General features: G+C 56.1%; 25 protein-coding genes and 3 pseudogenes. 8 read left to right on the top strand and 20 right to left on the bottom strand.

Translation table 11 applies throughout. The annotated features are described in order from the left end of the window. Positions 1–55: 55 nt before the first annotated feature. Together PMI32_RS00650 and PMI32_RS30385 are read right to left on the bottom strand one after the other, a co-directional pair. Entirely contained in the window at positions 56–865 is an 810-nt protein-coding gene (locus PMI32_RS00650) for an NYN domain-containing protein (protein WP_008035540.1), read from the bottom strand. 658 nt (positions 866–1,523) lie between these two features. Then, positions 1,524–1,658 (bottom strand): annotated as a pseudogene (locus tag PMI32_RS30385) (IS5/IS1182 family transposase); the annotation flags it as partial. A gap of 889 nt (positions 1,659–2,547) precedes the next feature. On the opposite strand from PMI32_RS30385, the gene PMI32_RS00660 reads away from it, so the two are divergent. Further along, a complete protein-coding gene (locus tag PMI32_RS00660; RefSeq protein WP_238541049.1) occupies positions 2,548–3,069 on the top strand; it encodes a hypothetical protein in 522 nt (173 codons plus the stop codon). 53 nt (positions 3,070–3,122) lie between these two features. On the opposite strand, the pseudogene PMI32_RS30840 reads toward PMI32_RS00660, so the two are convergent. The 4 genes and pseudogenes from PMI32_RS30840 to PMI32_RS00670 all read right to left on the bottom strand — a co-directional run. Continuing rightward, positions 3,123–3,353 (bottom strand): annotated as a pseudogene (locus tag PMI32_RS30840) (NYN domain-containing protein); the annotation flags it as partial. An 86-nt stretch (positions 3,354–3,439) separates the two neighbouring features. After that, the gene (locus tag PMI32_RS00665) at positions 3,440–4,033 is read right to left on the bottom strand and encodes an Sbal_3080 family lipoprotein (RefSeq protein WP_008035534.1); all 594 of its coding nucleotides are present in this window, start codon (positions 4,031–4,033) and stop codon (positions 3,440–3,442) included. Between the two features lie 174 nt (positions 4,034–4,207). Beyond that, positions 4,208–4,435, bottom strand: a complete 228-nt coding sequence (locus tag PMI32_RS30835) for an OST-HTH/LOTUS domain-containing protein (RefSeq protein ID WP_274517655.1) — start codon at positions 4,433–4,435, stop codon at positions 4,208–4,210. 12 nt (positions 4,436–4,447) lie between these two features. Further along, positions 4,448–5,071 (bottom strand): hypothetical protein, encoded by a 624-nt coding sequence (locus tag PMI32_RS00670; protein ID WP_008035532.1) that lies wholly within the window; start codon positions 5,069–5,071, stop codon positions 4,448–4,450. A 294-nt stretch (positions 5,072–5,365) separates the two neighbouring features. Here PMI32_RS00670 and PMI32_RS00675 point away from each other — a divergent pair, with 294 nt between their 5' ends. After that, positions 5,366–5,989: a glutathione S-transferase family protein gene (locus PMI32_RS00675; protein ID WP_008035531.1), complete on the top strand. Its 624-nt coding sequence runs from the start codon at positions 5,366–5,368 to the stop codon at positions 5,987–5,989. Positions 5,990–6,385: 396 nt separating this feature from the next. Further along, positions 6,386–6,904, top strand: coding sequence for a hypothetical protein (locus PMI32_RS00680; protein WP_157214387.1), 519 nt, complete (start codon positions 6,386–6,388; stop codon positions 6,902–6,904). Positions 6,905–7,236: 332 nt separating this feature from the next. Here the strand turns inward: PMI32_RS00680 and PMI32_RS00685 are convergent, their stop codons facing one another. Further along, positions 7,237–7,878, bottom strand: coding sequence for an FMN-dependent NADH-azoreductase (locus PMI32_RS00685; protein WP_008035528.1), 642 nt, complete (start codon positions 7,876–7,878; stop codon positions 7,237–7,239). A 96-nt stretch (positions 7,879–7,974) separates the two neighbouring features. Between PMI32_RS00685 and PMI32_RS00690 the strand changes: the two genes are divergently transcribed. Continuing rightward, on the top strand, positions 7,975–8,829 hold the full coding sequence (locus PMI32_RS00690; RefSeq protein ID WP_008035527.1) for a LysR family transcriptional regulator: 855 nt from the start codon (positions 7,975–7,977) through the stop codon (positions 8,827–8,829). A gap of 156 nt (positions 8,830–8,985) precedes the next feature. Here PMI32_RS00690 and PMI32_RS30830 read toward each other — a convergent pair whose 3' ends face one another. After that, positions 8,986–9,384 carry a hypothetical protein gene (locus PMI32_RS30830; protein WP_081501806.1) on the bottom strand — a complete coding sequence of 133 codons (399 nt, stop codon included), beginning with the start codon at positions 9,382–9,384 and terminating at the stop codon, positions 8,986–8,988. Between the two features lie 190 nt (positions 9,385–9,574). On the opposite strand from PMI32_RS30830, the pseudogene PMI32_RS00695 reads away from it, so the two are divergent. Beyond that, positions 9,575–9,952, top strand: a pseudogene (locus tag PMI32_RS00695) (tetratricopeptide repeat protein); the annotation flags it as partial. A gap of 291 nt (positions 9,953–10,243) precedes the next feature. Here PMI32_RS00695 and PMI32_RS00700 read toward each other — a convergent pair. From PMI32_RS00700 to PMI32_RS00715, 4 genes are all read right to left on the bottom strand, one after another. Beyond that, complete coding sequence (locus PMI32_RS00700; RefSeq protein WP_008035523.1) at positions 10,244–11,242, bottom strand: NADP-dependent oxidoreductase; 999 nt, start codon at positions 11,240–11,242, stop codon at positions 10,244–10,246. 77 nt (positions 11,243–11,319) lie between these two features. Continuing rightward, positions 11,320–12,189 carry an alpha/beta fold hydrolase gene (locus PMI32_RS00705; protein WP_008035522.1) on the bottom strand — a complete coding sequence of 290 codons (870 nt, stop codon included), beginning with the start codon at positions 12,187–12,189 and terminating at the stop codon, positions 11,320–11,322. Between the two features lie 47 nt (positions 12,190–12,236). After that, a complete protein-coding gene (locus tag PMI32_RS00710; protein WP_008035520.1) occupies positions 12,237–13,025 on the bottom strand; it encodes an SDR family NAD(P)-dependent oxidoreductase in 789 nt (262 codons plus the stop codon). Positions 13,026–13,096: 71 nt separating this feature from the next. Then, entirely contained in the window at positions 13,097–14,197 is a 1,101-nt protein-coding gene (locus tag PMI32_RS00715) for an alkene reductase (RefSeq protein WP_008035518.1), read from the bottom strand. Between the two features lie 146 nt (positions 14,198–14,343). On the opposite strand from PMI32_RS00715, the gene PMI32_RS00720 reads away from it, so the two are divergent. Next, complete coding sequence (locus tag PMI32_RS00720) at positions 14,344–14,919, top strand: TetR/AcrR family transcriptional regulator (protein ID WP_008035516.1); 576 nt, start codon at positions 14,344–14,346, stop codon at positions 14,917–14,919. 174 nt (positions 14,920–15,093) lie between these two features. Here the strand turns inward: PMI32_RS00720 and PMI32_RS00725 are convergent, their stop codons facing one another. The 4 genes from PMI32_RS00725 to PMI32_RS00740 form a co-directional block, all read right to left on the bottom strand. Beyond that, positions 15,094–15,630 (bottom strand): P-loop NTPase family protein, encoded by a 537-nt coding sequence (locus PMI32_RS00725; protein ID WP_008035515.1) that lies wholly within the window; start codon positions 15,628–15,630, stop codon positions 15,094–15,096. 110 nt (positions 15,631–15,740) lie between these two features. Next, positions 15,741–16,370 (bottom strand): LysE family translocator, encoded by a 630-nt coding sequence (locus PMI32_RS00730; RefSeq protein ID WP_008035514.1) that lies wholly within the window; start codon positions 16,368–16,370, stop codon positions 15,741–15,743. 159 nt (positions 16,371–16,529) lie between these two features. Beyond that, complete coding sequence (locus tag PMI32_RS00735) at positions 16,530–16,748, bottom strand: DUF4287 domain-containing protein (RefSeq protein WP_008035513.1); 219 nt, start codon at positions 16,746–16,748, stop codon at positions 16,530–16,532. 154 nt (positions 16,749–16,902) lie between these two features. Continuing rightward, complete coding sequence (locus PMI32_RS00740; RefSeq protein WP_008035512.1) at positions 16,903–17,139, bottom strand: hypothetical protein; 237 nt, start codon at positions 17,137–17,139, stop codon at positions 16,903–16,905. Positions 17,140–17,348: 209 nt separating this feature from the next. On the opposite strand from PMI32_RS00740, the gene PMI32_RS00745 reads away from it, so the two are divergent. Beyond that, the gene (locus PMI32_RS00745) at positions 17,349–17,690 is read left to right on the top strand and encodes a hypothetical protein (protein ID WP_008035511.1); all 342 of its coding nucleotides are present in this window, start codon (positions 17,349–17,351) and stop codon (positions 17,688–17,690) included. Positions 17,691–18,079: 389 nt separating this feature from the next. On the opposite strand, the gene PMI32_RS00750 is transcribed toward PMI32_RS00745, so the two are convergent. After that, positions 18,080–18,592, bottom strand: coding sequence for a GNAT family N-acetyltransferase (locus PMI32_RS00750; RefSeq protein ID WP_008035510.1), 513 nt, complete (start codon positions 18,590–18,592; stop codon positions 18,080–18,082). A 220-nt stretch (positions 18,593–18,812) separates the two neighbouring features. Here PMI32_RS00750 and PMI32_RS00755 point away from each other — a divergent pair, with 220 nt between their 5' ends. Beyond that, a complete protein-coding gene (locus PMI32_RS00755; RefSeq protein ID WP_008035508.1) occupies positions 18,813–21,710 on the top strand; it encodes a sensor domain-containing phosphodiesterase in 2,898 nt (965 codons plus the stop codon). A gap of 8 nt (positions 21,711–21,718) precedes the next feature. Here the strand turns inward: PMI32_RS00755 and PMI32_RS30135 are convergent, their stop codons facing one another. The 3 genes from PMI32_RS30135 to PMI32_RS00765 all read right to left on the bottom strand — a co-directional run bounded on the left by PMI32_RS30135 (position 21,719) and on the right by PMI32_RS00765 (position 23,860). Beyond that, positions 21,719–21,880, bottom strand: a complete 162-nt coding sequence (locus PMI32_RS30135) for a DUF2986 domain-containing protein (protein WP_008035506.1) — start codon at positions 21,878–21,880, stop codon at positions 21,719–21,721. 187 nt (positions 21,881–22,067) lie between these two features. Further along, the gene (locus PMI32_RS00760; protein ID WP_008035503.1) at positions 22,068–22,358 is read right to left on the bottom strand and encodes a hypothetical protein; all 291 of its coding nucleotides are present in this window, start codon (positions 22,356–22,358) and stop codon (positions 22,068–22,070) included. A 224-nt stretch (positions 22,359–22,582) separates the two neighbouring features. Beyond that, complete coding sequence (locus PMI32_RS00765; protein WP_008035502.1) at positions 22,583–23,860, bottom strand: peptidase MATCAP family protein; 1,278 nt, start codon at positions 23,858–23,860, stop codon at positions 22,583–22,585. Positions 23,861–24,207 lie beyond the last annotated feature (347 nt).

Genomic DNA, 24,207 nt, shown 5'->3' with positions numbered 1-24,207 from the left:
CAGCTATTGTCGACCGGTTGAATCCACAGCCAAAAGCGGACGTTGGTGGCAGGTGCTACGAGCTTGGCTGTCGGTGCCGGGCATAGAGTATTGAACCGCTCACTCCCGACGTTCCTCTCATTTGCAGTTCAAAAATATTCGGATACCCCTTGATCAACTCACTGAGTTTTTTATAACCATGGGTGCGGGGATCGAATTCAGGTCTCAATTTGCTGATGTTGGTGCCCAGCGCACCCAAGTGAGCCCAGCCGTCCTCGTCGGCAATGTCATCCAGGATCTTTGCAATGAAACTTACGGGTGCCTTGGGTAGCTTCTTTACCTCTAGGGTACTGGCGACTTTGACGGCCTGGATTGCGGCGGATGACTCGGGATCGGGTCGATCATGCCCATTGCTCGAAGCAACAAGCGCTTCACTGCGCAGCAATTCGGTATAGATGAACTTGTCGCAGGCTGACACAAACGGTCTTGGGGTTTTTTCTTCACCAAACCCGTAGACGGTCAAACCTTCTTCACGTAGCCGCGAAGCGAGGCGTGTGAAGTCACTGTCGCTCGAAACCAGGCAGAAGCCGTTGAAGCGTCGGGTGTACAGCAGGTCCATTGCGTCGATGATCAAGGCGCTGTCTGTTGCGTTCTTACCTTTGGTATACGCGAACTGTTGGATGGGCTGAATCGAATGGTCGAGTAGCACCTTTTTCCATCCACCCAACTGAGGACCAGTCCAGTCGCCATAGATCCGCTTGACGTTGGCGACGCCATACTTGGCGATCTCTTCGAACAAACCTTCAACAATTGCTGCGGGGGCATTGTCGGCGTCGATCAACACTGCCAAATGTTTTTGGGTGGGAGTGGGAGCGTGGATGGCCATGGGTCGTCCTTGAGTTGAGGGCTCCAACATACCGTTAAATCACGGATGAACAAAGGGGCCACGGCTTCGCGCTAGTGTGATGTTCGCGAAATAACTCTCTCCGTACGTGCACTAGACTTCAGGTGCCATTCCTACCTTGGAGAACTCCTGGTGAGCGCCCTGAAAATTACGCACCGGCGAACACACGATGTAATGGAAGCTCAGGTACGTGGGTAAGTTATTTTGAAAGCAGCATGATCGGGATGTCGGAGTATCGAATTCTGCACTAATACTGGAAATCAGCATGCGACATGCATTATGAGTACCTTAATATTAGGATCTAGCGATAAACATCCAGACGAAGAAAATAAGCTCTAGTACAACTAGAACGGCCAGCGCCTTATTAAAAAATTTGAATGCTTCACCTATAGGCTTTCCTGTGGCCTTTCTGTAATCGACAAATGAGTGGGTCGCGAATGCTAGTGCCGGTATAAAACCTAACAAGAACCACGCAAAATCAGCCATTAGCGACACTCCTCAACCTTTCTTTACGGAAGCTCAGATCAACTTGCAAGGCACCTGCCACGAGTTGAAAGTCCCATGACGTTCAGCGCCAAGTTGTCGCGAAAGCATCCTATTCTCGGGCTTTCAGCTCATTTCTATGCGCTACACGCGCAACTCACCCATACCCATCAGCCATCCACAGGTTGGACACGGCGAACAGAGTGGCCAACTGAGCGGTGTTCTTCATCACTCCACGATAGCGTACCTTCAGATAACCGAACTGGCGCTTGATCACCCGAAGCGCGACCTCCCCGGTACGTTTGGAACGCAGAGGGAGAGGAAATCTTGAGCAAGATCCGGTGAGCACACGATGTGATGGAGGCGAAGGTGCGTGGGTAAGTTATTTCGAAAACAGCACACTATAGTGCGTGTTTACCAACGGCTACGAGTTTGCGGTAATGTGCAAAACGGAACCGGTTAAACAATGACTTTCAATCGACCGACAGCAGTCGGTAGTCAGAGGCTGCTTTGGGTCGGTTGCGTCCTTCGCGACAGACAACATTCGACCCATAGCGGTCTCTCGCATGTGGTTGCAATTGACCAGTTCAGGGCGGCACCTCTCTTCGTTACATAGCATCTTGTCACTGGTCTGATTCGCTCACGTACGAGTAAACAAAGTGGGCAAACAAGTACGGCCTAGCTAGGATTTGAGCCCCTAGACGGGGTAGGAGCGCAGCGGACTAGCAATGATCGGCTCTAAACAAAAAATGCCGTGATAGCATTTTGATCTAAGAGTTTTTAATTCACCCGACGCACCTAGTCTACGCTCGCATTAGTGTCCCTTCGTCAGGGGCAGAGCCGAGTCGCGTACATTTGGGCACGACTGTCGATAAGGATGAAGGTACGGTCGCCGACGCTGCCAGAGTGTCCAATGATGCGATCGAAGATGAAAGACGTGGTCTTTTATATAACATCAGGATTCGATTGTTGAAGGATACAGTTGTGGTGATAGGGTAGGGTATTCAGTTGGCACTTTGGGGGCGGTTTCAGCTGAAGTAAAACTGATAGCGGAAGAGTGATTGGTTGTGTGCTAATTCCTCTAGATCGCCATATTTCTGGAAGTGTGAGGGAGCGATGCTGTGAGGTTTTTTATTCTGGTTGCGGTAGTGTTAGCTACTGTGTGGATGTGGCGTAGTGTCATGACTGAAAGTCAGCAGGTCAATTATTTTTTGGTAGATGGCGTGAAGTACTGTTTAAATTCAGATTTGATTTCTAAAGGAGTTAGTTCAAAGGGGGCGCATCAGACGCTTTTGATCAACGGTGTAGATATCGTTGGTAGTAGTGTTGGAAAGGTTACGGTGCTTGTTGATCGTAATGATGTTGGCATGAATGACCCAGGTAGGTCTGCTTACGAATTCAACACAAGAGGGGGGAGGACCTTGGAGGTGGTGGAGGCGACGAATGATTTCGTGGTCTATCGCTTTGATGAGGTTGACCGCAAGAAAGAATTGATTTTTAAAGATTTGCGTGATGAAAAATATTTTTACTATGATTGTATGTTTCGGTTTACCTGCTCTATTCGCGGGACTTATGAAGGGGAAATTAGATTGCGAGTGGATTTGCACCCTGGTGAAAGAATGCTTTCTAACGATAGAGTATTAAGGATTTATCGGGCGGTTAAACATATTGTCTTCGGGACTTGCGCGAAGGGCCCATGTTGAGTTTATCGCTAGAGTTTTTTATATGCTACTGCCAACACTCGGGAACAGCAGCCCATTACGTTGAAGATCAGGGAGCTGTCTATTGCACTCTTACCTTTGGTGTACGCAAGTTGTTGGATGGGCTGAATCTAATGGTCGAGTAGCACCTTCTTCCATCCACCCAACTGAAGACCAATCCGGTCGCCATTGATCCGTTTGACATTGGCGACGCCGTACTTGGCGACTTCTTCGAGTAAACATTCGGCAATTGCTGCAACGGCAAGTCTTCTGTTTCTTGCAGGAATTTGGGAATGACCGCTTTTGGCCGATTTCTGCCTTCCACGACCGGCTGAAATCGACCCTCAACTGCCTGTCAGGACCGGTACGGAGCCTACTCAGCCATGATCAGCTTGTAGCGCTTCTGGTACTCATCATAAGGGAGGCCCTGTTGTTCAAGCTGTTTGAGCTGTCGCTGTTGGTACGCGTCTTTAGTCATGAGCGCGGCACCGGTCCCGGAATTTGACTCCTTAGCTCCCTTCAAGCCTGCGGCACCGTTTGGAAACAGCTGATTGGTCAGCTCTGTGATTTTTTTCTCAGCATTAATGAATTTATCAATGACCCGGCCGCCCCCCCAACGCGAGTCATATTCAGCTTGGCCCACCTGCTGGCCGTACTGATAAACGCGGATATCTGCATAGCTCATGTAAATAGCTAAGTCCCACGACCAGGTACCGATATAAGTCGTTGAAAGAGGACAGCTGGACGGGCTACTGCCTGGCGGAAGCCGACGCGTATGGAATCCTTTGTTTTTGAGCAGGTTTTCATAGGCAGTGTTGAATCCTTCTCGCAGTCCTTCGGCGGGGATCAGACAGATCTCTGGCGTCATCTCGGAAGACAGCTCAGCAGGCGTCACGGTTTGCTTGATGCTGCAGCCAGATGCCAAAAAAGTTGCCGCCAGGATGATCGGGATATAAAGAGTGCGCATGGCGACCTCCGTGTCATGAATGAGCCTCGGAAGGTATCACGGGTCTTTCCGGTCAAGCTGAGTTGTTTGTGGTTGTGCGTTCACGACCCATAGCGGCCCTTCGCGGAGGGCAACTAACGGCCAGGAGCAGTCACTTAGTGCGCTTACAAAAGGAGGGAGGATTCAGTTTCCCATTCAACTGACCTTGCTGCGATACCAGACGGTAGTACGTTCATTATCAGCCTGGAATTTTCGTATTTCGAACTGCCGTGATTCGTGCAGGACATGCCTCCAGCTGCTGCAACCGTAGCGCTTGGGCGTCTGTTCGGGATAGGTACCACCAATCCAGCGAATGGATGCTTCCAGTCGGGTCCAGCCACCTTCGGCAAGCTTCGTTTCTGCTTCACGTAAACAGCAGCAAATCCCACTGCCAGGTCAATCGACTGAGCCATCCACCCGGATACCGTCGAGAGCATCTTCAAATGTTTGGCTCTGTATAATCGAAGCCAATTTAGCTTGTGCCTCAATCATGTTTTTGGCCCAACATTGCAGACTCAGGCAATGCCGATTGATGGTTTCGTAGCTTTCCTCCAGAAAACCATCCGCCGCCTGGCAGCCCGATTCAGACCAGAGATCGAAACGCTCAATGAATTGGTGGACCAGGCTATTGCGCAGGTCAACCAGCTCCTTGAGATCGGCCTTCATAGCCTCGTAGTCCTCGGCTGTCATTTCCAACTGGTATCGATGCCTGAGCCAGATCTGGTCACCGACATCGGCTTCGGTCTGTGACTCTTCTTCATTTGGGAGCGGCGGGGTCAGAAAGCTTTCGGTCAACATCCCCATCAACGTACCCATCGTCATTTTCTTTGCACATTTGACCTTATGGCGACGGATCTCAGAAATCTGATCTACAAGACCGGTCAGTTCGCAATGCACGACAATGGCTTTCAGCTGCCGTTCGTATTGTTGCAAGCGCAACAGACAGCGTCCGAGCTTGCGCTGCACTATGTGTTGAGTAGCAGGTACATCATCCGAGGGCACGGTAGTGACTTCATCCATGATTAACGACTCAGGCATAAGTGGTAGGACTGGAGCGTTCACCGCAATACGCTTGCCCTGCCAGGAAGGCTTGCAACGCGTAAATCGGACGCCTATCAAGCTCAGTGTAGGTTGAGTCAATCCGTTCGGACTTTTTCAAAAGAATTAGTCGATATCTGCGTCTGTGCAGGCTTTCATCGAACAAAACCGGGACGTCTATGCGTGACGACTCGCAGCGTCGAGCCTGGCTTGTGTGACAGTCGGCGCGCTTTAGCGGATGACTGAACTGAGCCCGCAAGGAGGAAGAAATACGTCATGAACGCCTTACTGGAATTACACGGTGCGCCCACAGGCAATTGCATCCGGGCAGCCATCGCCCTCGAAGAAGCGGGGCTGGCGTACACGGTTCGACTGGTGGATCTTTCAAAAGGCCAGCAAACAGGGGCGGATCATCGGTCCCTGAATCCGGCTGGGAAGGTCCCGGTATTGGTCGAACGAAAGGGCGATGAGCCTGCCTTTGTGCTCACTCAGTCGAACGCGATCATTTTCTACGCTGCCGAAAAGGCTCCAGAACGGCTCTTGCCCAGTGCCGCTGGCCACAGAGCTACGGTGTATGAGCGATTCTTCTTCTTTTTGACCGATGTCATCGCACCGGGCCATTCGGCGTTCTTCCTTCGCGGCCAAGGGCTCAACGACGGCTCTGCGCGGCTGGTCGAGCGCATGCTTTCGTCAATTGAGTTGGCTGAGCAGTTCGTCAGTGCTGATGCTTATATGGCGGGAAGCTGTTTTTCCATCGCGGATATCGCGGCCTACAGCATCATGTCGTCAGTGGAGGCAGATATCCCGTGGGATCGCTTGCCCAAGCTTCGCCGCTGGTACGAAAGGGTAGGTGTTCGACCCAGTGTGGTCAGGGGATTTCAGGCATTCAGCTCGCGGTAAACTGTTGGCGTCCGGAAGTTTTAGAGGCTTTTTGCTCAACGCATGCTTCAGTCCTGATATTCGTTTGTTGAACTCGGGCTGACAGCACCTATCTAAAAATGTGGGGTAACGTCCCACACAAAGATGCTGACTGGCTCTCAGGGATCGTGCGGAAACCGCAGTTGCTGGTTAATGCTGCAGATTTATGGCCGTGCCGGTTGGCTGGCCGCTCCAATGGGCGGCCGGGAACTCACTGGATATTGCGTTCGATAGGGACATGACTGCGCAACTCCAAGCGGAGGTGCATCATGCTGATCAAGAAATGTTTGTTGGCTCTGGCAATTGGCGGGGTCCTGTCGGCATCGACTGTTCTAGTGCCTGATTACATCAGTAGTTTCTCCAGCGTGTATGCCAAAGATGGCGGCAGCGGTGGTGGCGGCGGTAACAGCGGAGGCGGTGGTGGTCACGGTGGCGGTGGCGGCTCCGGTAGTGGAGGCTCCGGAGGCAGTGGTCACGGTGGCAGCGGCCATGGAGATGGTGGTGGTCATGGTGCAACAGGCCATGACGGTGACGGTCATGGTGGTGTTGCCGGGAACAGAGGCCCGGGCAACGCGCATGACAACGATGCCGCAGATGCAGCCAGAGACGCTGCCAGAAACGATGCAAATGCAGCCAGAGATGCTGCCAGAGCTGATGCAGATGCAGCCCGGGATGCTGCAAGGGCTACTGCAAATGCAGCCAGAGATGCCGCCAGAGCTGAGGCGGATGCAGCCAGGGACGCTGCAAAAGCTGCTGGCATACCGGGCGAAGATGCAGCCAGAGATGCTGCCCGGGCCGCTGCCGACGCAGCCAGGGACGCAGCCAAAGCAGAAGCCGATGCGGCCAGAGATGCCGCCCGGGCTGCTGCAGATGCGGCGAGGGACGCTGCCAAGGTAGAGGCAAACGCAGCCAGAGAGGCTGCCAAAGTTGAGGCGAGGGACGCCAGAGAGGATGTGGCGGACGCCCCGGATGCCCCAGACGCGCCGGATATCGACGCGGTTGAGGTACAAAACTAGGCCTGCACGTTTCGCAATGAACACGGCAGGCATACCCGTAGCAAACGTCCGAGAATTTGAAGGACGTATTGGCAATGAGTCGCAAGCCCCGAAGCGTCACGGGGCTTGCAACTTCTTTTGACCGATTTCTGCCGGCCTTCATCGGCAGCATTGGGTCGAAAACTGCCTCTGGCTCTCATGTTTGAGTGGGCGCCCGTACCTTATAAATACCCGTCAGCGACAAAGAGTATCTGCCAATCCTCTGGCCTGCTGAGTCGCAGCCTCACGTGCATCAAGATCCACGTCTTCCCCCAGGATGGTCTTCTCCACAATCACCGAATGCACATCGGTCACGCCGATGAATTGCAGCCAGGCTTCCACGTAGGGCTTCTGGAAGTCGAAGCGTTCCGCCGGCGTGATCGACTGCGCCGAAAAATCCAGGCCTCGGGCGTACGCCACTACGGCGATTTTGTTGTGCAGCATGCCTTCCAGACCGCGTTCCGGATCGAAGCTGAACAGGATGTCTTTCTGCGATATCAGGTCGATGAAATGCTTGAGCTTGTACGGGATGCTGAAATTCCAAAGCGGTACGGACATCACGAGCACATCCGCGCGATGCAGGTGCGCAGCCAGGTCCTTCAAGGTGTTCCAGGCCTCCTGTTGCGCTGGGCTCAAGGCAGTGCCGTTGAGTCCTGCGTATTTGGCTTCCATTGCCAGCTCATCGAATTCCGGCAACGCCATGTTCCAGAGGTCGAGGGTGATGATGTCGGTGTCCGGGGTGTTTTCTCGAAAACGCGCAATGAAGCTGCGGGCGACTTCAAGGGACGCCGAGCGCTGCTTGCGTGGAGAACATTCAATATGGAGCAGAGTAGTCATGGCACGCCTCGAGTGGTGGGGTAGGGAGGCATTGCAACATAGTTGTATTTGAAATATAAATCGTAAATTACTAGTCGATTAATCACGTAAAAAACTATGTTTGATTCGCTGCTACTCAAAACATTTGTCGCTGTGGTCGACGAAGAAGGCTTCAGCCGTGCAGCGCAAAAGCTGCACCTGACTCAGTCTGCGGTTAGCGGCCATGTGCGGCGATTGGAAGAACAGATTGGTAAACCCCTGTTGACGCGTACCACCCGTTCCCAGCAATTGACGCCCGATGGCGAGCGCTTGCTTTCTTATGCGCGCACGATCCTTGTGCTGAACCGTGATGCCTGGGCGGAACTGACGCGTACGCCATTTCACGGGCGGCTGCGGATCGGAATATCCGAGGATTTTGTCGAGTCCCGACTACTGCGCGCTTTTCAGGATTTCGCGGCGCAGTACCCTGGGATGGAGATCGACGTGCAGGTGAGCATTCCCGGCACGTTGCTGGCGCTGATGAAGCAAGGGCATCTGGAGTTGGTTATCGGCTCACTGTGCGAAACCAGTGAAGCGGGGAAATTGTTGTGGCAAGAGCCGCTGGTGTGGGCCTGGTCGGCGCAACCCGTCACCCGGTTACCGACGCCGTTGCCACTGGCCCTGTTCCCCGAGCCGTGCCCTTATCGCGAGGTTGCGTTGAAGCGACTGGCTCAGGCTGGGATCGCCCAACGCACGGCGATGTTATGCAGCAGCACCGCCGGGTTGCGGGCGGCGGCGCTTGCAGGCTTCGCGGTTGCGCCCATGACACTCAGTCAGTTGGGGCAAGGGTTGGTGGTTCTTGGGGCTGAACAAGGGTTACCGGAGTTGCCGGATGCAGAGTTTCGGCTGTTTACCTCGCCTGAAGCGGATCAGGCGATGGTGGCGGCGGTTACTCAGCTCATCGTGGAGTATTGCTCCACGCGCAGGGCTTAATGGTCATTTCAAAGGCCAGTATTGAATGCGCTTGGTCGATAATCTTCATTGGTTGCGGACGCTCAGACTTCACTTGGGAAGCACTGAGCGAATATCCGATTCATACCTCGTCGAGGTTTTCAGCCTGATTTCTACAGCCTGGTGTTACAGGCAGATTTAACGACGATAGTAGCGGCGATCGTCCTCGTAGCGGTGCCGCATGGACCGATCCTGGTGACGCTCCCAATAACGATGGCGTTCGGCATCCCGGCGGGCTTGCTCTCTACGCCACTGTTCTCTACGCCAATCGTCTCGGCGCCAATCGTCTCTACGATCATGCCAACGGTCGTCATGCCAGTATCGGTCATCATGGGCAAGCAACGGCCCTGGCTGGTTGCCGGCCATACTGGCCACGGTCGGCCAAGGGCTGCCGGCAGCCTGGGCCGGCGCCTGAACGGCCGCCACTTCAGTTGCGAAAACAGGGGTTGAGGTCTTCATCTGTGTTGCTGATGCCGAGCCCACTGCCGCGAACGCGAACAGGCCGAAGAGCACCATCCGTAGGTCATGGAATTTCATGAGCGAAGACAACCTCTGAATTGACATGTTGATGTGTAGCCATCTGGCTGCGGGAAGCCTGCGGGTTAGCGCTTACCGAGCGAATGTGCCTGTCCACATAGACCTGTAAATAGGGAAAAGTTCTAGGGCGCCGCTGTTTAAATAGCCGGCGATCTCACTGTTCGACCCCTTTTTGAAGTTTGCTTTGTCCATGCCCGCTTCTGGCCGTTTTCTGCTCTGCGTGAAGCATTCTGGTGTTCTGCGTCGTCGCGTCGCGTCGTTTTGTTCTGTCGCTGCAGAGCGAAGAGCGCCCGCGCAAAGCAACAGCGCATCAACCACCCTGATCGAAACAGCCTCGCGGAAGTATGAAAATGGCCAACTGGACCAGGCCGCCACGCTGGAGCGTGCCCTGCATATCCAGCCGAACAATCCCGCGACACTGCATTACCTTGGTGTGTTGCGTCTTCAGCAGGGGCAGTACCAGCAGGCTGAAACCTTGGTGGCGCGCTCGAACATGCGGGTTGGGCGCAACGTCGAGTTGCGTAACCGTAACTTCCAATTGATCCAGGCAGCGCAGCAGGCCCAATCCTACCTGGTGCGCGGTTGAGTTTCTGAGTGTCCGCTTTTGCAAACTTGCCATTCGTCACGAGCTCGTGGCGAAGTCAGCATTGTTTCAATTGAAGAGAGACATGACCCCTTTCTCGTTACTGCTCAAGCATCAAGCTACGCCAAATGATGATAGGTTTTTCTACAGGTGCGACTTCCGGTTGCAACTGCTCCTGTGTGTGTCTGTTGTGCGGTGGCGGCTCCTCTGGTTCAGGCGCTGGAGTCTGATACTTGGCGGCATGCACGTTATCTACTGACATTTTTTGTAGTGCGCTTATTTGATTGTTACGGTGACTTTGCCTTTTGATCTGCCCTGCTCGACGTACCGCAACGCCTCTGCAGTCGATTCAAAAGGGAAGGAACGATCGATGACCGGTTTGATGACGCCAGCCTCGATAAGCGAGGTGATTTTTTGCAGTTGTATCCCGTTGGCACGCATAAACAAAAATACATAGCTCACCCCATGTTTGCGGGCTTTTCTGCGAATACCGCTGCTCAGCAGGCGCATGACTTGCCCCAGCACCCAGGACAAGCCTTGCTCTTGGGCAAATTGCGCGGTCGGCGGCCCCGAAAGGGAAATGAGTTGTCCACCAGGCTTGAGAACCTTGATCGATTTCTTCAGTACATCGGCGCCGAGGCTGTTCAACACCACGTCGAAATCGCGTAACTCGTTTGCAAAATCCTGATGTTTGTAATCGATGACCACATCCGCCCCGAGTGCTTTCACCCATTCGACATTCGCCGTGCTGGTGGTGGTCGCAACGAAGGCGCCGAGGTGTTTGGCGAGCTGGATGGCAAGCGTGCCGACACCGCCGGATCCGGCATGAATCAACACCTTCTGGCCTTTTTTCACATGGGCGGTCTCAATCAGCGCCTGCCAGGCCGTCAAGACGGCCAAGGGGATGGAAGCCGCTTCGGCCATGTCGAGATTCGAGGGTTTTAGCGCGAGCGCGTTTTCGTTCACGGCGATCAGTTCAGCAAACGTCCCGATCCGTGCCTCTGGAGGACGTGCATAGACTTCGTCTCCTGGCTTGAATCGCTTCACCGCAGAACCCGTGCGAACGACCACTCCGGCCAGGTCATTGCCCAATACCAATGGAAATGTATAGGGCAGGATCAGTTTGAACTCCCCCGTTTTGATCTTCGAGTCCAGCGGGTTCACGCTCGTTGCATGCACCTGGATCAGAACGTCATGCACACCGACCGCAGGGTCGGGCACTTCGCCAATCATTCCGTTCTGCTTGCCGTAGCGGTCGATAAAAAATGCCTTCATGTTGCAGCTGCTCTTGTCGGTGGAATGAGAATGGGGCGCGGCCCCGATAACGTTGATGCGATTAGATGTGCAGGCTGTCAGGAGTCGAGGAACGCCAAAGCCTTGGCCACGAAATCGGTATGGTGCTGAAAAATGCTGCCGTGCCCGGCATCCGGATAAATGATCAGTTGCGCGTTGGGGATTCGCTTTGCCAGATCAATCGAGTTCACGGTGGGCACCATGATGTCGTTGTCCCCGTTGGCTATCAGGGTCAGCATCGGCAGGCGACTGAGATCTTGCGGCGCTTGCTTGCCCCACGCAGTAATGGCTTTGAACTGCCGTAAAAATGCGCCGGGTGTCGGGCCTTTGCTCCGGTTTTGCTGGCGTTCTTTCAAACGTTGCAAATACTCGGACGCGGCACGTTGGCCGTTGGCCGTGGTAGTAAAGAACAGGTAGAACTTGGGGTCTCGCAGCGTCAGCAAACCTTTGATGATCAATGGCCAGGTCACCGAACCGACCCTGTCGATGCCTGTGCCACCGGCCGGTCCGGTTCCGGTGAGGATCAATCTGCGCACTCGTTCGGGGGCTTTCAGAGCGATGTCTTGAGCGACGAAGCCGCCGAGTGAAAAGCCAAGCAGGTCAACCTTGTCAAAACCCAGCGCACGAATCAGGCCGATTGCATCGTCAGCCATCTCACCGACGGTCAATGGCGCGGCGCCCCCCGAGCCACCGAGACCGCGGTAATCAGTCGTGATGACACGCCGGTTTTTTGCCAGGCCGTCGATGATCCAGGGGTCAAAGTTATCCAACACTGCCCCCCAATGGTTGAGCATGACCAGCGGGACCTCCGTCCTGGGTCCCAGGTCACGATAGGCGAAGGGTATCCCGCCAATCAGAACCGACTGGTTCGCCGCGCTGATAAATGACGACTGCGAACCCGGGTGATTACGTGTCGCTATAAGGGTCATGTTTACTCCGTCCGATTGCGGGGCGAGGCGGACCTGCTCGACATGGGTCAGACTTGAGTCAAATAGCGTTGCGCCACGGCGGATTGCCTGATCTGCGACAAAAGACCCTGACGCGCGGTTTGCAGGGCATCCCAGCGCTCGCCTTCATGCAACGGAGGAATGGTCACCGGCTCGCGACGGTCGAAGCCAACCAGTGCGGCATCGACCAGATCACCCACTTCCATGATTTCGCTCAAGGTGTTGATGTCGATACCGGCGCGATCCCAAATCTCCGTGCGGGTGGCGGCGGGCAGTACGGCTTGCACATAAACACCCAGAGGCGAAAGTTCCAGGCTCAGGCCTTGGGAAAGGAACAGCACAAACGCCTTGGTCGCCCCATAGACCGACATGCCGAACTCAGGCGCCAGACCCACAACCGAACCGATGTTGATGATCGCGCCTTCACCTGCTTTGGCCAGGCGTGGCGCGATGGCGCTGGCGAGCCGCACCAGCGCGGTGGTGTTGAGGGCCACCAGTTGCGCAACGCTGTCGGTGCTTTGCTCGATGAAGTTGCCGGACTGTGCGGCGCCGGCATTGTTGACGAGGATGCCGATGCGCGCGTCATCCCGCAGGCGCGCTTCGACGGTGTGCAGGTCGCTGAGTTGAGTCAGGTCGGCCTGAAGCACTTCAATGGCGACGTTGTGTTCGCCACGCAACTTCGCGGCGAGCGTTTCCAGGCGCGATTGGTCGCGGGCGACCAACACCAGATCATGCCCGCGTTGGGCGAAACGCTCGGCGTAAACCGCGCCGATGCCGGTGGAAGCGCCAGTGATGAGAACGGTAGGGCGAGTGGTCATGATGTCAGCTCTTTATCAGGAATATGGATTGGATTGATGCACGAATAAAACCAGGCTCGATCAGCCAATGCCTAGTTCGCAGCAGCGCTTGATTCCGCAAGTGTCGGGTAGTCGATGTATCCCGCCGCACCGCCGCCGTAGAGCGTGGAGGGGTCGAAGGCGGACAGTGGCGCACCGGTCTTGAGTCGCTCCACCAGATCGGGGTTGCCGATAAAAGGGCGGCCAAAGGCGATCAGGTCGGCCTTGTCATGCGTAAGGCGTGCCGTGGCCAGGTCCAGGTCGTAGCCGTTGTTGGCGATGTAAGTGTTCTTGAAGCGCTGGCGCAAGGCGTCGAAATCAAAGGGCGCCACGTCGCGTGGCCCGCCGGTGGCACCTTCGACGACGTGCAGATAAGCGATGTCCAGAACATTGAGTTGGTCGACGATGTAATCGAACTGAGCCTGTGGATCACTGCTCGATACACCATTGGCCGGCGAGACAGGCGAAAGGCGAATGCCCGTGCGATCAGCACCAATCTCGGCTGCCACCGCGGCCGTCACTTCCAACAGCAGCCGCGCACGGTTTGCGATCGAGCCGCCGTAGGCATCAGTACGAAGGTTGGCGCCGTCCTTGATGAACTGATCCAGCAAATAGCCGTTTGCACCGTGGATTTCCACGCCGTCGAAGCCTGCCGCAATGGCGTTTGCCGCCGCTTGGCGGAAATCGTTGACGATGCCTGGCAGTTCGTCAGCCTCCAGCGCCCGCGGCTCGGAAACGTCCTCGAAGCGATTGTTGACGAACACCTTGGTCGCGGGACGAAGAGCGGAAGGGGCTACCGGCGCCGCGCCTTGCTGTTGCAGATCCACGTGGGAAACACGGCCCACATGCCACAGCTGCAGGAAAATTCTCCCGCCCTTGGCGTGCACGGCATCGGTCACCTTGCGCCATCCCTCTATCTGCGGTTGCGTGTAAATGCCCGGGGTATCCTGATAGCCCTGTCCCTGCTGCGAGATCTGCGAGGCTTCGGAAATTAGCAAGCCCGCGCTTGCCCGCTGGCTGTAATAGGCAGCAGCAAACTCACTCGGCACAAAGCCTTTGCCCGCGCGATTGCGCGTCAGTGGAGCGAGAACCACGCGGTTCGACAGCGTCAGGGCGCCAAGCGTGTAGGGGGTAAACAGATTCAGGTCGCTCATGGGTGTTTGTTCCGTGCCCGTTGGTAAATGGTCATATCGGTTGCGATTAGGATGATGATCGAAATCTAAGCTGTCAACGATTTTGATTATGATCGGCATCTATGTATCATTGGCCGATGAATTTCAGCGGTAGAGAGGTATCGAACATGCGAGTGTCCAAGGCCCAGGCTCAGGCAAATCGGGAGCACATCGTCAAAACGGCCTCAGTCGTGTTTCGCGAGCGCGGATTTGACGGTGTAGGCGTGGCCGACCTGATGGGCGCCGCCGGTTTCACCCATGGCGGTTTCTACAAACATTTCGGTTCGAAGGCTGACCTGATGGCCGAAGCCTCGGCCAACAGTCTTGCGCAGTCACTGGTCGGCGCCGAAGCATTGAGCGTGAAGGATTTCATCGATGTGTATGTGTCCAGGGATCATCGCGACGGGCGCGCCACGGGTTGCACCATGGCGGCGTTGTGCGGTGACGCGGCGCGTCAGTCGGGCGATTTGAAGTCGGCTTTCGCTGAAGGCATCGAGCGCACGCTGCAAACACTCGGCGAAAAATACCCGACCGGGCCGGATGCGGCGCCGGGGGAGGCGAGGGTGAAAATGATCGACCTGCTGGCGCGTGCGGTCGGTGCGATCATGTTATCGCGCGCCTGTCCTGACGACTCGGCGCTGGCCGATGAAATTCTGGCGGTGTGTCACGCGCAAATGACCGCATCATTATCCATTCAATCGTAGATTCAGTCGTAGAGGGGATAGATGGATGTCGCACAAAACGTGCTGACTCGCTTTCATTTCGTCGTTGGATGACACGTACTGGCTGTGCAGCCAGTCGTTCGTCGCCGTAGGTTTTCTCTCATAGCCCCTGCCGGGCGTACGCGGATCAACTACCGGAATAGCGAAAATCACCCTCTATTCAAGGCAGATTTCAGGCGTTGCAGCCAAGCTATCGAGAAAGGCGCGAATCTGCCGGGAACCGCGCAAGTGCACCACAGGAATTTGCGGGCCGATGGCCAGGCGCACCGCCTCGATTCCTGGACGGTAGCCACGATCGAAATTCCACACGAAATTCAGAAAGGTCAGGAACGCCCGGTCGAGCTTCTCTGTACAGCCTGCTGCAAGGTCAAGGCGAGGGCGGTTCATGACGCTGCGCCTGATCACCCGGGTAAAACAGGTGAGCCGCGAGGTATCGAGCCAGATGATCAGGTCGGTCCGGGGCAGGCGAAGGTCGAAGGTTCGCCGCGCATAGTTGCCTTCACAAATCCAGGCCTCTGGTGTGAGCGCTTTGCGGACCCGTGCGCGGAACTGCTCGGCGTCGGGTTCGACCCAGCCGGGTTCCCAGAACAGCGTGTCGAGGTGCACCACGGGCAGGTTCAGGCGCTTGCCGAGGGCGCGGGCGAGGGTAGATTTGCCGCTACCGGCATTGCCCAGAATGACAATCCGTTGCATGGGGAGACTTCCTGTCGCGAAAAAAGCCGACAAGTGTGCAGGTTTTGGTTGGCGCAGTAAAAGGCGGCTTCGACGAGAGACGTCTATTGGGCGATTTCGAAGCTGCTGCTTCAGGCTGTCCGGTTCAGCACCAGCAAACGTACCGCCAGCGCGGTCATTACGACAGCGAAGCCATAAGCACCCAGGCGGCTGGAGATTTTGCCCCCACGCAGACGCCCATGTAGCTGTCCGGCACAGACGCTGAGCAGGGAATGAAAGATCAAAGCGATCAGCGCAAGCAACACGCCTAATACCATCAGTTGCACCGTGACGCTGCTAGTTCCCAGGGTGACGAATTGCGGCAGGAATACCATGAAGAACAACAGCGCCTTGGGATTCAACAGGCTGTTGAGGGTCGCCCGGATGAAGATCTTGCGCCGCGATGCCAATGCAGGTTGAGCATCAGCGTCCGCTGGTGTAGTACTCAATGCCTTCCACGCCAGCCACATCAGATAGCAAGCCCCGGCCCACCGCAGCAAATCAAATGCCGGCGCCCAACTCATCACCAACGCACCGAGCCCCGCGCTGACCATGGCGGTCATCAGCACGTCGGCCAGGGTTATTCCCAATGCGGCGGCGATACCGGCACGCCAGCCATGGGCAACGGCATGGCTGGTAACGATGGCCATGTTCGGGCCAGGCACGATCAGCAATAGCAGGGCGGCGACAGTGAACAGGTAAAGGTTGGTGGCGTCCGGCATAGCGCAAATTTCCCTGGATGAGAAACAAGGCTAACCGTAGTCATTGGGTTGAAGCAGATACAGTGGAGGTGGATTTGATAGCAACAGTCAGGTGTATGGCGCCCGGTTGGCTTGAGCCGCAAGCGGGTGCATCGAGCACCCTGTGCTACATCAGTCTCGTCAGTCGGTTTTAGTGCTCGCTAAAAAGTACGCAACCAACGCGTTGGCATGGCCATGGCCCATGCCGTGTTCAGTTTTGAGCAAGGCAACCATCTCCATATGCTTCTTGCCGCTGACTGTCTTGAGCAGGGTTAGCCAGTGGGTGATTGGCTGCCCATACTTTTTTTCAATAGAGGGAAAGTACGACGCTGGTCCTTTTACTTTTGGATCGTCGGTCATGACGCAAACTCCTTTTTTGTTTGAGAACTATCGGGAGACATTACCCAGAGAGAACCACGACTACGATGACGGCAAATCCTGCGTCTTTCCGGATTCGACAGCAGTATAGAAAGTCTTTCGATGAAGGCCCATCAGCCGGTCGAGGTGTGCGGCACTAAAGCCACGTATTCACCACCCGCCGATCCAGTTCCTCCCAGTCCGCCATGCCCAGCACTCGCGTGGTGTTCAACCCGCGCAAATAACCGCGCAACTGATTGGCAGTGGCCCGCACAAGTTCCGGGTCGGGCGCGTGTTCGCCTAACAATACGGTTTCGTACTGGATCAGGTACTCGGCCACCCTGTCGCGGAAATCGGGCAAAACGGCATCGCGGATCAGGTCAAAAGTTCTCAAGGATAGATCCTCATCAATTTTTTTAGTGGTGATTCAGAGTGTGTACCCATCTGCACGGCGCGCAACTATTGCTAGAGGTAATAGTGACCATTACGAAACACAAGTTCTGCTTTGTTGGCATTAGGCGGAAAATCACCTCCAACGAACATGCACTGCAACGCAGTCCCGCTGCTGGATGAACCGAAGCTTTTATTTTCTGGATAAGACCGATGCGCTCTTTATTTGTACCCGCCATGGCGATTGGCTCTTTGTTGCTCGCCGGTTGCGCCTCCGCGCCGAACGACCCGACCCTGACCTTGCAGACCAGCAAGACCCCAGCCCAATACGCCGATTGCGTCGTACCGAAATTGCAGAGCAATGCGTTGAACCCGACCGTCTCGCAAACCCAACGCAGCTACCGGATCGTGGTGCCGAGCAAAGTCTCGGCCGACAACGTGCTGGAAGCCTACAAGGCCGGGAATGGCGGCAAGGTGTTCATCTACGAGCGGCATTTGCTGGCTTCGAACCTGCTGCCTTCAAGTTTTGAACGCGCCGCACAGGATTGCATCTGACCCCGGCCCGTACGCTTTCTACAGAGCTCCTTTGGTTGGCCGCAACCAACCAATTTTTTACCCCGCAGCCCATTTGGTTGTGGGGTTTTTTTTTGTTCTACACGCAATCCCGGCGCAGAAACAAGAACGGCGAAATACTAGCTCCCGCAAATTCGACGTCGTTTAGCTGAACTGGATATGGGATAAGCGCAAAACCTGTAGGAGCCGGCTTGCTGGCGATGGTCGTTAACGATAACGCGTAAGCGCTGGTTAAACTCGGGGGGACTTGAGTTCATCGCCAGCAAGCCGGCTCCTACAGGGGAACGCGTACACCCTCAAACAACGAGGTCGAGCGTCAGCTCGCCTCGCGGCCTGAATCTTGAGACGTTTCCGGGACTTTTGTTGACCCATCATTCATTCGTCTGAATCGAAAGGCCAAACCGATACTCCTGGTCTGCCCCTGCTTGCTGTGATGTCTGTTCAATCACGAAGCCACAGCGTTCGAGCACTTTTGTCGAGCCGATATTGTCGACGTAAACGTTGGCAACCAGTTGATTGAGATCCCAACGCAACTGCGCTTGCTCGATCAAATGCCTCACCGCCCGCGTCGCCAGTCCTTTTGCGCAAGCACTTTGAGCAATCCGATAGCCGACTTCTGCCGACCGCGCGGACGTGTCGATGTCTTTCAGGTTCGCCCGGCCCACTATTTTTCCGTCAGCGTCTACGATGACAAAGGGGTGCCAGGTGCCGGCGGCATAATCGGATAAATAGGCTGCAATGTGCTCGGTGACACCCTGCACCGAATAGAAAGCAGCATTACGTGCGTCAATGTGGCGCTCGAACCACTCGCGATTGTCCCTTTCAAAAGTCAGCAATGCCTCAGCATCTGTGTTTTGCAGGGTACGAATTGTGACGGTCTCCATAAGGACGCTCCTTTTCCTGGTGGAACTACTTGGATAAGGGTGCAGAGGCACACTTGTCAGTCGTTTGCCGAGTTGGCGCCCTTACAGAATGACCTGTTGAGGAAGCAACTCACAATTCGAAAAAACCTATTGAATAAAAACTCTATAAACGGGAAGCTCACTGGCGCATTGCTAGTAACCAGTAAGTGAGTATCGCCAGTTTCTGGCTCAGGGAGCGTTGATGAGTTTTCGTCCTTTGACCGACTTCCCGCGACAATCGAACGATTGCGATAGTGGCGCCTCTGAGCTTAAAGGGAATTCGGATACTGTCGGCATGACCTGCGCTGGCAACGAGGATACGATCGAACACTTACTGAACTCGGCGCGCAACTGGACGCACACCACCGCGTGGGTCGTTTACCGTGCCGGTGAACAGATGCATTTGGTGGGGCAGGGCGACCCACAGGCGCAGTGGCCGTCAAGTGTTGCGAATGAACAGTTCGACGCCTTTTGCCAGACCCGACACTTGCACCGCTGGCCGACCGGCAGCGGCGAAAGTGTGCTGGGCTGGCTGCTTGCGCCAATCGCCGAGGCCGAAGAACCGGCGCTCGCCGGTTTTGCCCAGCGCCTGGGCATTGAGGTGCAGACCAATACCCTGGCCCGCGCGCAGATTACTCAACGTGTGCTGTACGAAATTACCTACCTGGCCAGTTCGACCCGCGACCGGTCAGTGTTCCTGGTGGGGGTTCACCAGTTACTGGCGAGCCTGATCGACGCCGAGAACTTCTATCTCGCGCTGTATGACCCGCACAGCGGCAAGATCGACTACCCGTATTACGTCGACATCATTGACGTTGATGCCGTGGAGTCCTCGCACTACGAATACCTTGACCCTTCGCATCTTTCGTTGACCGGCCAGGTATTGACCAGCGGCCAGCCGTTGCTGATCGACGCCGCCGGCATCCTCGCGGCTCAGGCCGAAGACCGTTTTTACTGCGTGGGTGATCGTCCCGAATTCTGGATGGGCGCACCGTTGAAAAATGCCTCGGACGAGGTGTTTGGCATGCTTGCCATGCAGGTCTACGACGTTTCTCGTACCTACAGCGCTGAAGATCGCGCGCTGTTTCTGGTGGTGGCCCGCCACGTGGCCATGGCGCTGGACCGGATTCTGCACCGCGAGGATCTGGAAGCGACGGTGATGCGTCGTACCCTGGAGCTCTCGGCGCTCAACGACGCCTTGAGGCAGGAAGTGGCAGAGCGAGAGCGCGCCGAACATCTGCAGAGCGCGCTGTTCCAGATCGCTGAACTCTCCAGCCGGCCTGGTGATATGGCTGAGTTGTTTCAAACCTTGCATGGCATCGTCGGTGATCTGCTGTTCGCGCGGAACTTCTATATTGCGCTGTTCGACGACGCGACCACTGAAGTGACCTTTCCGTATTATGTCGATGAGCGGCAGACGGCCTGCCCGGTGGCACGGCGAGGGCGCCGGGGCTTGACCGAGTACGTTATCCGTCAGCGTCGACCTTGCCTGATAGACGCCGACGAAGCTGAGCGATTGTCTGCGCACGGCGACATCGAACTGGCCGAAGCGTACTTCCGATCCTACTCCTGGCTGGGCATTCCATTGTTCGATGGCGATGTGGTGCGTGGCGTACTCGCGGTGCAAAGCTATACCTCGCAAGTGCGCTATACCCTGCGCGACCAGGAACTGCTGACGTTCGTGTCCCGGCACATCGACACCGCGTTGTCGCGCCGCACGGCCGCCGAAGCGATCCATGCCGCCAACCTCAAGCTGGAAGCCCGGGTGCAGAACCGCACCCGCGAGCTCGATCACGCCAATGCCAAGTTGCAACACGAAAACTCCCACGATGCGCTGACCGGGCTACCCAATCGTACCTACCTGCAACAGCGCCTCAATCTGGCCTGGTCGCAGTTCGGCAGCGAAGGCGGGCACCTGGCAGTGATGTTCATCGACCTCGACCGTTTCAAGATGGTCAACGACAGCCTCGGCCACCATTTTGGCGACCTGCTGTTGATGCAGGCCGCCCACCGTTTGCGCGGTTGTCTGCGCGACAGCGACATGCTCGCGCGCCTGGGGGGCGATGAGTTTTCCGTGCTGGCTCCCGAGGCGCCGCTGGAGGTCGTAATCGACATCGCCGAACGGATTCTGGTGGCGTTTGACTTGCCGTTCCTGATCAATGGCTATGAAGTGTTTTCGTCCTGCAGTATCGGTATTGTCAGCGCCGACAGTCAGTTCCATCAGGAACCCGCCGACTTGCTGCGCGATGCCGATGCGGCGATGTACCGGGTCAAGAGCGCCGGGCGCGACAGCTACGCAGTGTTCAATCAGGAAGTGCGCCGTGAAGTCTCGGACCAGGTTGAACGGGAAGGGGCCTTGCGCAACGCGCTCAAACGCACCGACGAACTGTTGCCGTATTTCCAGCCGATAGTCAGTGTCGAAAGCGGTGAACTGTTGGCCCTTGAAGCACTGATCCGCTGGCATCAGCCGGGCGGCCGGGTGATCGCGCCGGGCGAGTTTCTGCCGGATGTCGAGGGTCTGCGCCTGATTGGTCGACTGGACCTGTACATGCTGACCAGCATCGCCGCGATCCTCGCACAACCCGAACACGCCAATTGGCCTGCGGTGCACGTCAATTGCTCCAGCTACAGCATGACGCGCCCGGACTTTGCCAATGATGTGCTTGCGCTGTTGGCGCGATACGGGGTCGAGCCCTCGCGGATCTGCCTGGAGTTGACCGAAGGTGCACTGGTGGCGGAGCCGGCGATTGCCCGACTGACCATGCAGCAATTGGCTGACAACGGCATGTCGGTGGTGCTTGATGATTTCGGTGCCGGGTTTTCATCCCTGAGCTACGTGCATCAGTACCGCTTCAGCGGTTTGAAGATCGACAAATCGTTCATCCTCGAACTGACCACCAGCCCTCGCAGTCGCGCGATCGTCCGGGCGATTGTGCGGATGGCCGAATCGCTGGACCTCAGCGTTGTGGCCGAAGGTGTCGAGGATGAAGCGACGCTGGTCTTGCTACGCGAAATGGGCGCAGGGCAGGCTCAGGGTTATTATTTTGCGAAGCCGATGGGGTTGGAGGCGTTGTTGGCGAGTTCGTTGATGGTTCGTTAGGGGCTGGATCAGCCCTCAGAGGGCGTGATTGAGTCTTGAGCGGACTCAGCGGCCAGTTTCAATCGGTCAGCTTTGCTGATGTATTTGGACTTGTTTTGCGGTGCCAGTTTGGCACTGGCCTTTTTGGCGTGAGCCTTTAATAGCTGCTTTATTTTTTTCTGACGATTCATGTATTTCTACTCGGCTTGTGAATGCTTGAATGATGGCAGAGGTTTGCACACGAAGCCTAGGGGTGAGACACGGGCTTGCACCGCAATCAAACCCAATCTGATGGTTTGCGGACGATCACATTTGCGCCAGGCAAGCATGCAAAACCTGCGACAACGACCGTGTCGCGAGATCAATCGCAAGGGCGCGTTATTTGATCTGCACGATGACCGGACCTTCCGTTACGATCGGCGGGGACGCGTGGATACTTGATGCATTTTTCTTGATCCACTCGCTTGCCACTTTCAAGCTCGCATCGCTGCCGGCCTTGTCCGTGCAAACCGTTACCGACGTACCACCATCACCCGTATTCAGCAGCGTGTAGCTTACGAGGCCCGGTACTGTCCGCAGGGTTGCTTCAACGTCGGTCTTGCGCTCTTCCAAAAGCTCGAAAAGCTGCTTTGCTCCAGTACCCAAGTAGGTTCTTATCACCGCATACATAGTCGTCTCCTATGGGGCGCCGTCTTGATGCCTGTCCAGATTCGCTGATGGCCGCTATCTCTCAGGTCTCAATTCACCCCGATTAATTAAGCTTAGCCACACGCCGGCGACTGGCGAAGTGCAACGACCACCGGCCGCTTCTGGCCGATTGCCGCCTGCCACAAAAGGCTGCGGTCAGGATATTTCCGTGAAACTCAATCGAGTCAATTGGCTGGTGCCCATGATCACTGGGCGCTGGCATCGTGTTCGTGTTCGTCTGCAAATGTCATGAGCACCTCCAGATCGAGCACATCCAGTTTTATCTGGGCAATAAAAGCAGAGAAGGCCAGGTTGGCGGCGAGCAGACGTAAATCGCAGGCCCAGGCCGGTAGATGGGTGGGGCCCTGGAGCCAGCCAGATTCAAATAGAGGCGCCAGGCGTACGGTATCGGCCAGACTGAGGCGTCCGGCAAACAAATGCCCCACCAGTTCCGGTCGATTGTCGCGGATCGCGATGCGCAATAGGGTATGGACGCCCAGCAAACCCGTCAGGTAAGCGGCATCCTTGGTAAATGCCGAGCCACCACGCAGGTCGGCGCCACGGAAGACCCGCTGGGTTGAGCGGAAGGACTCCTCTTGTGACTGGCCTGCGGCGAGAAACCCCTCGAATACCTGTATGAAATCGGCGCCGTCCAACGCCTGCTGGACCGCAAGCACGCGCAGGGCCAGGCGGCGCAGGCGGTTGATGTCCATGCTGCCAGTGAACAGTTCTGCCAGGGTGGCAATGCCTTCCTGGGTTTGGGTCGTGCGTGGAGCTCCCAAACCCAGACTTTTGAGGTTGGGCTGGAGCGCGCCGTTTTGTGCGGTAGCAACATGCACGAAGGCCTCATGCTGCAGTAACTGATTCTTGTCCAGTTCGGAGAACAGGGCACCGGTACGCAGGCGTATACGACTTGCCCCGGCGATGGCCTTGGCAGCCAGCGTCGGGTCGAGCACGACCGTGACCCGGCCCTCGCCGAAGAAACGGTCCAACTCCGGCTGCATCCAGGCGGCGAAGACCTCGGCCGGGATCTCAGCCTGAGTCGGTGGAATCCGGGCACCACCCAATAGGGCGTCGGTGGTGGTGAGAAAAAAATTGGCCGCGTCCAGCATGCTGAGTTTCTGGCTCGGATAATAGAAATCCGGGCGTCGGTACAGCGCGGATGAGTATTGAGTGAAGGCGGGAGTGCCAATCGCCCCCAGCATGCGTCCGGCCGTGGCATAACTGCGCGCTGTCATGGCGAGATAGTGCCCGGCTGGGTGCCCCTGATCGCAGCGTCCTATAAAGGCTTCCAGAGCGGCGATGTCGGCGCTGTGGTCGCGGGGGCACAATTCGACTTTGGGCAATTCGGCTTTCCCGTTACGCCAATGCGCCAGGAAAACGTCCTCGACGCCATCCGGCCAGGACAGGGCATTCAGTACGCGGATCTTGCGAGCCAGACCGGGTAGAGCGGCATCGAGTTCAGACAGGGGGGCGCTGCTCATGGAGTCACCCTTGAAAGACGAGGTTCATTCGAAAAAGCTTAGTCGTTCCGATGCGGTGCGTTGTAACCGATCAGGAGGCCTCCTGTTGTTCACGGGCGACTGAACCTTTCTACTTCTCGCGTAAGACGGTTATCGACCCAACGCTGGCGCTGGCAACCTGGTCTCTTTGGTGTGGGAAAAGAATTTTCACTCAGGGGTTGACCACGTATTTTAATACTGTACTATTCGCCTCCCGCTAACGAGCAGTTCGCTGCTGGTTCTGGTTTAAGTTGTTGATTTAGTTAAGAAAAATCATCAATTTTTAAGGTTGCAGTTTGATGAAAGGCGCTGTAGAATGCGCGCCTCGG

Origin of the sequence: Pseudomonas sp. GM60 (assembly GCF_000282415.1) — a bacterium.
GTDB classification, from domain to species: domain Bacteria; phylum Pseudomonadota; class Gammaproteobacteria; order Pseudomonadales; family Pseudomonadaceae; genus Aquipseudomonas; species Aquipseudomonas migulae.
This window is presented reverse-complemented; position numbering and strand designations above follow the sequence as displayed.

Bases quoted from the DNA above. Each gene is read 5' to 3' on its own strand.
- PMI32_RS00700 (WP_008035523.1), bottom strand. From the start codon at position 11,242: ATGAAGGCATTTTTTATCGACCGCTACGGCAAGCAGAACGGAATGATT.
- PMI32_RS00675 (WP_008035531.1), top strand. From the start codon at position 5,366: ATGAACGCCTTACTGGAATTACACGGTGCGCCCACAGGCAATTGCATC.
- PMI32_RS00745 (WP_008035511.1), top strand. From the start codon at position 17,349: ATGCGCTCTTTATTTGTACCCGCCATGGCGATTGGCTCTTTGTTGCTC.
- PMI32_RS00720 (WP_008035516.1), top strand. From the start codon at position 14,344: ATGCGAGTGTCCAAGGCCCAGGCTCAGGCAAATCGGGAGCACATCGTC.
- PMI32_RS00690 (WP_008035527.1), top strand. From the start codon at position 7,975: ATGTTTGATTCGCTGCTACTCAAAACATTTGTCGCTGTGGTCGACGAA.
- PMI32_RS00680 (WP_157214387.1), top strand. From the start codon at position 6,386: ATGGCGGCAGCGGTGGTGGCGGCGGTAACAGCGGAGGCGGTGGTGGTC.
- PMI32_RS00730 (WP_008035514.1), bottom strand. From the start codon at position 16,370: ATGCCGGACGCCACCAACCTTTACCTGTTCACTGTCGCCGCCCTGCTA.
- PMI32_RS00765 (WP_008035502.1), bottom strand. From the start codon at position 23,860: ATGAGCAGCGCCCCCCTGTCTGAACTCGATGCCGCTCTACCCGGTCTG.
- PMI32_RS00715 (WP_008035518.1), bottom strand. From the start codon at position 14,197: ATGAGCGACCTGAATCTGTTTACCCCCTACACGCTTGGCGCCCTGACG.
- PMI32_RS00670 (WP_008035532.1), bottom strand. From the start codon at position 5,071: ATGGATGAAGTCACTACCGTGCCCTCGGATGATGTACCTGCTACTCAA.
- PMI32_RS30830 (WP_081501806.1), bottom strand. From the start codon at position 9,384: ATGAAATTCCATGACCTACGGATGGTGCTCTTCGGCCTGTTCGCGTTC.
- PMI32_RS00650 (WP_008035540.1), bottom strand. From the start codon at position 865: ATGGCCATCCACGCTCCCACTCCCACCCAAAAACATTTGGCAGTGTTG.
- PMI32_RS00760 (WP_008035503.1), bottom strand. From the start codon at position 22,358: ATGTATGCGGTGATAAGAACCTACTTGGGTACTGGAGCAAAGCAGCTT.
- PMI32_RS00660 (WP_238541049.1), top strand. From the start codon at position 2,548: ATGACTGAAAGTCAGCAGGTCAATTATTTTTTGGTAGATGGCGTGAAG.
- PMI32_RS00725 (WP_008035515.1), bottom strand. From the start codon at position 15,630: ATGCAACGGATTGTCATTCTGGGCAATGCCGGTAGCGGCAAATCTACC.
- PMI32_RS00755 (WP_008035508.1), top strand. From the start codon at position 18,813: ATGAGTTTTCGTCCTTTGACCGACTTCCCGCGACAATCGAACGATTGC.
- PMI32_RS00665 (WP_008035534.1), bottom strand. From the start codon at position 4,033: ATGCGCACTCTTTATATCCCGATCATCCTGGCGGCAACTTTTTTGGCA.
- PMI32_RS00735 (WP_008035513.1), bottom strand. From the start codon at position 16,748: ATGACCGACGATCCAAAAGTAAAAGGACCAGCGTCGTACTTTCCCTCT.
- PMI32_RS00710 (WP_008035520.1), bottom strand. From the start codon at position 13,025: ATGACCACTCGCCCTACCGTTCTCATCACTGGCGCTTCCACCGGCATC.
- PMI32_RS00705 (WP_008035522.1), bottom strand. From the start codon at position 12,189: ATGACCCTTATAGCGACACGTAATCACCCGGGTTCGCAGTCGTCATTT.
- PMI32_RS00685 (WP_008035528.1), bottom strand. From the start codon at position 7,878: ATGACTACTCTGCTCCATATTGAATGTTCTCCACGCAAGCAGCGCTCG.
- PMI32_RS30135 (WP_008035506.1), bottom strand. From the start codon at position 21,880: ATGAATCGTCAGAAAAAAATAAAGCAGCTATTAAAGGCTCACGCCAAA.
- PMI32_RS00750 (WP_008035510.1), bottom strand. From the start codon at position 18,592: ATGGAGACCGTCACAATTCGTACCCTGCAAAACACAGATGCTGAGGCA.